Consider the following 3,290-nt stretch of genomic DNA (forward strand, 5'->3'; position numbering starts at 1 on the left):
GTCCATACCCACACCTTCCTAAGCCAACATGTCGACGGCCCCGAACCCCCGGCAGGAGGGGAAGATGCCGGGGGTTCGGGGCCGTCAGCCCATGATGATCAGGTCAGGGTTCCGCCATCAGGTCCCGGAGCGGGAACATCACTTCCCAGACCTCGACCTCAGATACGGCGTCACCGTCGCGCAGCCGTACCCGGTAGCTGGAGAAGCTCACCCCGGCCGGGACGACATCCGCCGGGGGATGGGCCCCGGTCATCACGACCCGAGGGTCCGCACCCGCGACGAGGCGTTGCCGCCGCGCACGGGTACCGACTGCCCACGCCACCCGGGACTGTTCCAGCGGGGTGACCCTGCGGTGCAGCAGCACCAGGCCCACCGTGGACAGTTGCGCCACCCCGACCCCAGCCCCGACCATCACGTCAGGGTCGACGTCCAACACGTCGCACAGCAACATCTCTTGATCGTCAGAGTCGGCGTGCAGCGGTTTCGGGAGTAGGCCTACGATCAGACCGTCGTGGTAGCCGATCCGCAGCTCGGGCAACGCGCCCACGTCGAACTCCCAGCGCGACGTATCCGCCACCGCGAGCCCGGTCACCGGCCCCACCTCGACCGCCGCACCGCCATCACAAGATGACGATCCGACCCAGCCCGGTAAACGGCAGCGCCGTGTACTCGTCCGGGCGTAACCCCAGGTCGAGCGCACACCGCGTCGCATCGGCGGCGTCGACGAACGGTGCGACCACCCGCACCCCCCGCACCACCAACGCCCACACCCCCGGCGGAGTGACCACCCCCCGAGCGGTCACTGGCCACACCGACGTGGGAACGCTGGCCGTCCTGCGCGTACCACCACGGGTCATCGTCATCGGCGTATTCGCCCTCCCCGGTGTCGTGGTCCTCCTCCTCACTGTCGTCCTCACGATCGTCACTGCTGCTCATCGGACCTCCCCGTATCCGTTAAATCGTTGAACTCCCCGTCGCTCACCCCGGCCAGGAACGCCCGCCACTCGGCCATCGAGAACAGCAACGCCGGACCGTCCGGCCAGCCGGCCTGACGCAGCACCACCCCCACCACCGAGGTGAGTACCAACGGTGCGACCTCCACCGCCGCCTCACCCGCCCCCGACGACCGACGCCACACCAGCCGATCCCGGCCATACGCCGGCACCTCAAAGTCCAAGCCGGCTGACCACTTCCGCATCCACCCATCCACCCCGCATCACCTCCCACGACGAACACGGACAGAGAAAGCGGCAGCCCCGGGTGGAGCGCTGGGGGTGAGTGGCCCTGACGGAGCCCCACCCGAGACCGCCGCGGACAGACAGAGACTGCTCTGCGTAGCCGACCCATCGCTACTACACGGCGAGACATCTACGGACATCTTTGCCACAGCAGTTGTCTCTACTTGCTCCTTGATGGCACTATGTGCAACGTGGTGAACGAGCGGCTCCGGCGCGCCATGCTGAAGGCTGGCCACGACGCCGAGTCACTTGCCGACGCCGCGCAGGTCAGCGCAAAGTCCGTGGAACGCTGGCTGTCCGGCCGCACGGTCCCCTACGCCCGCACCCGGTTCCGGGTCGCGCAGCTACTCGGCGACGACGAAAGCTACCTCTGGCCGGAAACCGCCGACCGGAGCGCACTCGCGGGCGCCGAGATCATCGCCGCCTATCCACGCCGCAGCAACGTCCCCCGCAACATCTGGACGGACCTTCTGCGCCAGACTGAACGTAACGTTGACCTACTTGCCTTCGCCGGCCTGTTCCTCACCGAGGAACACCCCGATTGGATCCCAATCCTGCGAGACAAGGCCGAGAACGGCGTACGCGTCCGTCTGCTCCTCGGTGATCCTCACGGTCGTCAGCTTGCCTCACGCGACGACGAGCACCAGATCGGTGGAGGCGTCACAGGCCGCGCTCAAGCCGTGCTCAGCCACTACCGTCCAGTCACCGACGTCGCGCATATCCGCCTACACGACACGCCGCTTTACAACTCCATCTACCGCTTCGACGACGAAATGATCGTCAACACGCACGTCTACGGCCTCCTCGCCGCCTACACGCCGTGTCTGCACCTCCGCAGGGTAGACGGAAGTTTCTTTCACACCTACATCGAGTCCTTCGAGCGCGTCTGGGCATCCGCCCGACCTTTAGACGACTCCTACTTCGATCGAAAGCGCGCATCATGAGCAAGAAGAAGCAAACAGACAAACCGCAGCGCATCGACTACTGGGACGATCCGGCCGCTCCGAAGCCGACAAGTCGCAAATCCTCAGCAAGCGCTGTCATCACCGACGACACCGGCCGCATACTCCTCCTCCACCGCCCGGATAACGGCCTGTGGACGATCCCTACTGGTGGCGTGAAGAAAAACGAGACTGTAGCCGAAGCTGCCATCCGAGAGACTCACGAGGAGACCGGGCTAGAGATCGAGATCGCTGGACTAGTAGGGATCTTCAGCGACCCCAGGCACCTCATCGAGTACGCCGACGGCGAAGTCCGCCAGCCGATCAACATCTGTTTCCGCGGCACTCCGACCGGAGGCCATCTCACGACGACAGACGAAGCATCCGAAGTCCTATGGGTCAGTCCGTCCGACATCGCAGACTTCGAGATCCACCCTGCGATCATGCTCCGCATCCATCACGCGCTCGCTACCGACGAACCACACCTCGGCTAAAGGGCGCTCAGCGGACAGACCAACGAAGATCGTCGCCAAACTTCTGTACGGGTTCAAGGGCGCCCCTTCGGGGCGCCAACCCTCACGTTGACCAGCCAGAACGCCGATGCCGGGGGCGCCGCACGCGCCACACCGAACGGGGCCCCGTCCGGTCCGACCGCGCGCGACGGGGCCCCGCCTCCCTTCGGTCGGCACCCCATCGGCGCGTCGGACCGGCCGCCCGTTCGGCGCGTCGGAGCGTCGCACGGTGTTACGGCAACATCGAGGCTGCTGGAACGACGGACGGTGCACGTCTAGAACACGGGGGCTCTGCCCCTCGACCCCGGCCACCGCTCCGGAGGAGGGGGAGGAACCGCCGCAGGTCACCAGGAGCCGGGGGCGCGGGACCGCTGATCTCCTCCGCCGGTCGGACACCCGAGGGGTTACCCCAGAACCCCCCGACCGTGCAAGAGCGCACAGCACCCAGCAGGCACGCCCGGACCGCCGACGCTCTTGCACGGCCAGGAGAACCCGGGGTAAGGCGCAGCCTGCCCGCCCGACGGAGGAGATCAGCTCAGACAGTGGTCTAGGAAAGGTCAACCTCGTGTTCCAGGCCGCGAGTGCCCCTCGGGACCCGA

General features: G+C 66.6%; 5 protein-coding genes. 2 read left to right on the forward strand and 3 right to left on the reverse strand.

Annotated features, from left to right (window positions below):
* Window positions 1–103: 103 nt before the first annotated feature.
* The 3 genes from AC559T_RS09355 to AC559T_RS09365 form a co-directional block, all read right to left on the reverse strand.
* A complete protein-coding gene (locus AC559T_RS09355; RefSeq protein WP_498868476.1) occupies window positions 104–592 on the reverse strand; it encodes a hypothetical protein in 489 nt (162 codons plus the stop codon).
* A 28-nt stretch (window positions 593–620) separates the two neighbouring features.
* Entirely contained in the window at window positions 621–803 is a 183-nt protein-coding gene (locus AC559T_RS09360; RefSeq protein WP_498868477.1) for a hypothetical protein, read from the reverse strand.
* Between the two features lie 119 nt (window positions 804–922).
* The gene (locus AC559T_RS09365) at window positions 923–1,198 is read right to left on the reverse strand and encodes a DUF397 domain-containing protein (RefSeq protein ID WP_498868478.1); all 276 of its coding nucleotides are present in this window, start codon (window positions 1,196–1,198) and stop codon (window positions 923–925) included.
* A gap of 231 nt (window positions 1,199–1,429) precedes the next feature.
* On the opposite strand from AC559T_RS09365, the gene AC559T_RS09370 reads away from it, so the two are divergent.
* Together AC559T_RS09370 and AC559T_RS09375 are read left to right on the forward strand one after the other, a co-directional pair.
* The gene (locus AC559T_RS09370) at window positions 1,430–2,182 is read left to right on the forward strand and encodes a hypothetical protein (protein WP_498868479.1); all 753 of its coding nucleotides are present in this window, start codon (window positions 1,430–1,432) and stop codon (window positions 2,180–2,182) included.
* The gene (locus AC559T_RS09375; protein WP_498868480.1) at window positions 2,179–2,673 is read left to right on the forward strand and encodes an NUDIX hydrolase; all 495 of its coding nucleotides are present in this window, start codon (window positions 2,179–2,181) and stop codon (window positions 2,671–2,673) included. Before AC559T_RS09370 ends, AC559T_RS09375 begins: the two co-directional genes overlap by 4 nt.
* The last annotated feature ends 617 nt before the right edge of the window (window positions 2,674–3,290 follow it).

This window comes from Frankia sp. Hr75.2, from assembly GCF_949319125.1.
GTDB lineage: Bacteria > Actinomycetota > Actinomycetes > Frankiales > Frankiaceae > Parafrankia > Parafrankia soli.